6 protein-coding genes and 1 pseudogene are annotated in these 5,201 nt (G+C 66.7%); 5 read left to right on the top strand and 2 right to left on the bottom strand.

What is annotated here, in order from left to right:
* Window positions 1-420: PE domain-containing protein (locus ACRDSQ_RS32880; RefSeq protein ID WP_431426578.1), on the top strand; the 420-nt coding region annotated here is incomplete at its 5' end.
* Entirely contained in the window at window positions 420-1,052 is a 633-nt protein-coding gene (locus ACRDSQ_RS32875) for a DUF3558 domain-containing protein (protein ID WP_431426577.1), read from the top strand. The genes ACRDSQ_RS32880 and ACRDSQ_RS32875, both read left to right, overlap by 1 nt.
* Before the next feature lie 555 nt (window positions 1,053-1,607).
* On the opposite strand, the gene ACRDSQ_RS32870 is transcribed toward ACRDSQ_RS32875, so the two are convergent.
* The gene (locus tag ACRDSQ_RS32870; protein WP_431426576.1) at window positions 1,608-1,835 is read right to left on the bottom strand and encodes a hypothetical protein; all 228 of its coding nucleotides are present in this window, start codon (window positions 1,833-1,835) and stop codon (window positions 1,608-1,610) included.
* Window positions 1,836-2,089: 254 nt separating this feature from the next.
* Between ACRDSQ_RS32870 and ACRDSQ_RS32865 the strand changes: the two genes are divergently transcribed.
* The 3 genes from ACRDSQ_RS32865 to ACRDSQ_RS32855 are packed head-to-tail and all read left to right on the top strand — an operon-like array spanning window position 2,090 to window position 4,359.
* Window positions 2,090-2,917, top strand: a complete 828-nt coding sequence (locus tag ACRDSQ_RS32865; protein WP_431426574.1) for a Scr1 family TA system antitoxin-like transcriptional regulator — start codon at window positions 2,090-2,092, stop codon at window positions 2,915-2,917.
* An 11-nt stretch (window positions 2,918-2,928) separates the two neighbouring features.
* Entirely contained in the window at window positions 2,929-3,147 is a 219-nt protein-coding gene (locus ACRDSQ_RS32860; protein ID WP_431426573.1) for a DUF397 domain-containing protein, read from the top strand.
* A gap of 30 nt (window positions 3,148-3,177) precedes the next feature.
* Entirely contained in the window at window positions 3,178-4,359 is a 1,182-nt protein-coding gene (locus ACRDSQ_RS32855) for a hypothetical protein (protein ID WP_431426571.1), read from the top strand.
* Here the strand turns inward: ACRDSQ_RS32855 and ACRDSQ_RS32850 are convergent.
* Window positions 4,356-5,201, bottom strand: a pseudogene (locus ACRDSQ_RS32850) (Eco57I restriction-modification methylase domain-containing protein); the annotation flags it as partial. The gene ACRDSQ_RS32855 and the pseudogene ACRDSQ_RS32850 sit on opposite strands and share 4 nt — an antisense overlap.

Below are 5,201 nucleotides of genomic sequence, written 5' to 3'. Positions count from 1 at the left end.
GAACAGCAGGTCAACACACACATCTTCGTCGAGAAGGCACGCACCTGGATCGGCGACCTGTTCGGCGACGCCAACGCCACCACAACAGGCGGCGGCGGCGCGGGCGGCGGCTACCACTGGACCGACCCCACCGAACTCCAAGCGGTCATCACCCAATGGGAGAGCATCCGCGACGAGATTGACGAAGACTTGCATGCGATTCAATCGGCCATCTCGCTGGCACAGGCACCCGCAGATGATGAGATGAGCACAGCCCAAGCCGAAGCAACCAGGACGTCACTAGGCAAGTGCGCCGAACACAACCAAGCTATGTACGAATACGCGAACTCATACGTGAACAAGCTCAAAGCAGCGCGTGGGGACACGATCACCACCGACGAGAGCAACGCATCGACCCTGAATCGGAACGGCGGAATCTGATGCGCGCGATCCCCATCGTCCTACTGCTGAGCACGCTCACTCTGGCCAGCGGGTGCTCGACGGAAACGCCCGGAACCCCCCAAACCAGCGCTGGCACGCCGGCAGAGACGTCGACCACGATTACGAAGCCGACCAAGTCGTCGGCAGCAGGCGATGCCCCGAAGGTCACCAAACCGCTCGACGCTTCGGCCTTTCTCACCCAACCATGTGCGTTGCTCACCGCTGAACAACTGGCAGCGTTGAATGTCACCAAGCCCGGTAAGCCCGCCACCTCCGGAGGAATCGCCGAGACCGTTGGACCGTACTGCGGCTGGAGCGACAACCGCGAAGACCCGCACCGGGGTTACAGCGCCGGGATCATCATCGGCAACAAGAACGGGTTGTCCGACATGTATCGCAGCAAGAAGCAGTTCGCCTACTTCGAGCCGACAACAGTCGACGGATACCCAGGAATCTTCTACGACGCCGCCGACCAGCGCGACCGAGGAAGCTGCAACATGGCGGTCGCCATCTCCGACACCGTTCTGATCCGCGTATCCGAGCGCGCGAGCGACAGCGTGGGGCGGGCTTCATGTGATGGGGCTACGAAGTTGGCGGAGTCGGTGTTGGCGAACTTGAAGAAGGGGGCGTGAGGGTGGGACGCCTTCGGGGTACGGAAACAAGTCCGGGCGGGCTTGCGCCGTAAGGGATCTGGTCGGGTGAGTGGTGTGGGCTTGTGCTGAACGTCGAACTCGCTTGCCTGAACGTCCGACTCACTGTTCTGAATGGGCGACTCGCGGGTTAGGGGAAGTGGAGGGGGATGCAGTGGGTGCAGGGGCGGATGGGTTCGGCTCGGGGGCGGGGGCCAGGGGGTGGGGAGTCGGCGATTAGGTAGGTGCCGCATAGGGCTGTGCCGCCTGCGGGGGTCAGGGGGGATTCGGCGATGTGGGCTGTGGTGCCTTGGAGGATTGCGGTGGCCCAGAGGATTTCGGTTGTGTCGCAAGGGCTTGAGGGGTGGACTGCGCAGTCGGCGCAGGGGGGCCATGGTGACCAGACGTGGCGGGTGCCGGGGCAGGACAGGCATGGGGAGCCGCACAGGGCGTAGTGGCTGACTCCGATCTCGTGGGGCATGCGGTAGGCGTCGGGGGCGACCCAGTGGCGCAGTTCGCGGAACACGCCGGGCATCCAGCCGGACGGGTGCTCTTCGGTCAGCTCCACCGGGAATCACCCCGCTTGCGCGCCAGATGGTCGCCGATGATCAGGACGCACGCCAGGCATTTGGCGCCGTCCTCGGTCCGCACCAGCTTGGCCATGGGAACGGAGTGCGTGCAGACCGCCTCCCAGTGCTCCCCCGCCTGACCGTGCGGGAAGGCGTGCACCCGCTTGTCGTAGCGGGACTTGCACCAGAGAAGATCGTGGAACGCGCGGTCGTTCATCGAATGTCCCTCCCACCCGTGGAAGTGGACAGAGCGGCCCATGCGGAACGTCGGTGTCGGGGGAAGACGTCCCAGGAGGCGGGGGCACGAGGCCGCTCTGTCCACATTGGCCGGACCCCATCCGGCCAACACCAAGACTGTAGGTCTGCACTGCAAACTTTCGCTGTGCACAATCGGGTGATTAGGGCCAGCGCACGCAGAAATTCCCTGATCGAGTGACGACAGAGGGGTTTGCTGCCAGAAAGACTGCGTTCATGGCACACAACGATGAGGAGCCCGTGATCCAGCGGCTCATCTTCGGCGAGCTCGTCCGGCAGTACCGCGAGGAACGCGGCATCGAGTTCTCCGAGGCCGAGCAACGACTCGGCGGCTATGGCGGCAAGTTGTCCAAGGTCGAGGGCGGCACGATCGGCCCGGACCGGAACTATGTCGAGTCGATGATCGAGTTCTACAAACTCGATCACTGGGACGCCGACGAACTTCGCGATCTGGCCATCAAGGCGCGGCGGCGATCGTCGCCCAAGGGTGTGCCGAGCAGCAGTCGCCGATACGTGGCCCTGGAGCGGGTCGCCGCCGAGATTCGCATGGTCTACAACGAGATTCCCGGCCTGCTGCAGAGCACGGAGTTCGCGCACTGCATGCTCGCCCGGTCACCTGTCCTCCCGTCGAGCGATTCCTACGCCCAGGCCGAGGCGCGGCAACATCGCGGCGACGCCGTGCTTCGGGAAGGTGGATCGGATGTGCGGGTCGTCCTGGGCGTCGAAGCGTTGTATCGCGAAGTTGGCGGACCGGAGGTGCTCGCCCGCCAACTCGAACGGCTCCTGGAACTCATCGAGTTGCCGAACGTCCAGATTCGCATCGTGCCGTGGTCGGCTGGTGTCGTGCCGGGCCTGGGCTGCCCGTTCACGCTGCTCTACATCAAACCCGCCCGCAAGATCGCCTACGTGGCGTCGCTGATCCGGCCGGACTACATCAAGGCCACCGACGCGTTCACGGTCGCGTTCAACCAGGCGTGGGAACTTGCTAGCTCAGACGATGACTCTGCGGAGATACTGAAGGCGAGGATCGCTGAACTGAGCTAAGGAGTGCCCCTATGCCGACCCGATCGAGCGAACTGGCCGTCGCCCACTGGCGCAAGAGCAGTTTCACAAGCGGTGGCAACGACGCGCAGTGTGTCGAGTTGGCGTGGATTGGGTTGGGTGGGGCGGTGCGGGACTCCAAGGAGAACGGCGGCGGGTACGCGCTGGTCATCGGGTCGTCCGCGTTTCGGACGTTCCTGGGCGCGGCCAAGACCGGCAGCCTCGACGCATAGCCGGCGACGGGGGGGCGCTAGGGTCGAGCCGTGTCCCCCGTGTCCCGTGGCCGCAAGCCAAAGAAGTCCGCCAAGTCGAAGAAGTCCGCCAAGGCGGTCCTGCGGCGATATTCGGCGCCAGTGCCCAAGCGTCCGCGCTGGTTCGACCAGGCCACGGCCACGGCCATGGCACGCGCGGACACCCTGACCGCCGCCACGAGCCCGCGTGACCTCGACAACCGCACCGCCGAACTCCTCGGCGAACAGCTGCACTGGGCCCTCCACGAGATCAGGAGGGACCTGCGCTTCGGCCAGTGGTTCACCGAACTCGGCTCGGCGGCGCTGGGCGCGAGCGCAGACACACCCAGCGCGGCCCTGCTGTTCCACGGCCTGCGCGCGATGACGTCGGCTGACGCCGCCGCCGACGCGGCCCGCGACCTGCCCACCACTTCCTGCGAAGGTCTGCCGTCGTGGGCCGCCGCCACCGGCGACTACGAGGCGACCGGGGAGGTGGTCAAGCTCCGCGACGCCTACGGAACCCGGTTCGGCTTCGTCGCGAGCTACCGCTACCCGGGCGGCCAGGACCCCCACACGTACCTGTTCGACGTCGACACGTCGTTCGTCGCGCAGCTCGTCGGCGGCGGCCTGTACGACGACGTCGACCAGGCCGTCGCGGCGTGGCGGGCCGCCGTCGGCGCGGCGGCCGACTCCGCCAAAGCCGAGGCCGTCACGTCATTCGATGGTCTTCAGTGCCTCATAGGCTTCAGCAGGGACCTGATGGGCGACGAGTCGCGCGAGGTGATGCGTGAATGGCTGCGCGCGACGGACAGGCTGAGCCGCCTCACCGCGACCTTCGACACCACTGACTCGCCGACGCACCGGGCCGACAGGGACCACGCCCCGATGGCCGCCGAGTTCACCGACTGGCACGTCACCCGGTTCGGGGCACCGCCGCACCCCGACGGCCTGGACATCCTGGCCTCGGAGTGGGTGCAGGGCGCCGAACCCGAGACCCGCTACGCGGCGTCCCCGGAGCGGCTGCGCACGCACGCCGCCGTCATCTCCGACCTGTACTACCCCGATGACGTCCGCGCGGCCCTCGGCCTGATGCCGACCTGGAGCACCTGGCTGGCCGAACGAGCGGGCCTACCCGACCCGCTGCGCGCCGACCTGCTCGCCGCGGCGGAACTGGCCGCCGTCCGCACTCCCCTGGTTGAGGACGGCCAGGATTAGCCGGTTCGGCGGCCGAGCCGTTCGGTGAAGACCTCGTGGGCGCGGGTCATGTCCTTCTCCCGGTCCACCGGCGTGAACGGCAGCACGTGCCTGCCAAGGTCGGCCTTGGCTGGATCACGGTCGTGGGCCTTGACGATGTCGGACGGCACCTGGCGGCCGTTGACGTCGAACCGCATGACCCGCTCGTACTTGCGCAACACACCGAACTGGGTGCGGTAGATCGTGCACAGCTCGTTGGCGGTGATGCCGAGCATGATCGCGGTGATGGCGTCGATCTCCACCAACGCCTGGCGGCGGTCGAAGTCGGTCCGCAGCGGAGTCGCCAGCTCCCAGCCGCGAGCCACCGCACCCAACGCGGGCCGGTCCGCCCGATCATGCGTCCACGAGTCCGCGCACCAGGCCGGGTCGAACAACTCCGACCACAGGGGCTCATACGCCCGCGTCAGACAGTTCAACCGCAACGCCCGAAGCACCAACTCCCCCTCCAACCCATGCCCCCGCACATGCGGGAACCGAGCCGCGAACTCCGCCTGCACCTTCGAAGCCCCCGCGACCTTCACGAAGAAGTCGAGCGGCAGCGAGGCCCAGAACCCAGCCGCGACCGCGAGATCGGTGGGCTCGTCGGTGGCGAGGGTGTGCACCACATGCACGTGGGTCGGCCCAGGCGGAATGATCGCCGAATGCAACGACCGGACGGTTGACGAGTCGACCATGTTCCGCCACGCCAACCGCCAGAACTGGTTGCTGGGCTTGCCATTCCAGGTCTTGTAGCCGGCGATGTAGTCCTCGGGCGGCATGGCCCGCTGGTAGCTGGTACGCGGAATCGTGTTCTCCCCCAACGC

Origin of the sequence: Actinokineospora sp. (assembly GCF_050699995.1) — a bacterium.
Taxonomy (GTDB): domain Bacteria; phylum Actinomycetota; class Actinomycetes; order Mycobacteriales; family Pseudonocardiaceae; genus Actinokineospora.
This window is presented reverse-complemented; position numbering and strand designations above follow the sequence as displayed.

Coding starts and splice junctions, on each gene's coding strand:
- ACRDSQ_RS32875 (WP_431426577.1), top strand. CDS start 420: ATGCGCGCGATCCCCATCGTCCTACTGCTGAGCACGCTCACTCTGGCC.
- ACRDSQ_RS32870 (WP_431426576.1), bottom strand. CDS start 1,835: ATGAACGACCGCGCGTTCCACGATCTTCTCTGGTGCAAGTCCCGCTAC.
- ACRDSQ_RS32865 (WP_431426574.1), top strand. CDS start 2,090: ATGGCACACAACGATGAGGAGCCCGTGATCCAGCGGCTCATCTTCGGC.
- ACRDSQ_RS32860 (WP_431426573.1), top strand. CDS start 2,929: ATGCCGACCCGATCGAGCGAACTGGCCGTCGCCCACTGGCGCAAGAGC.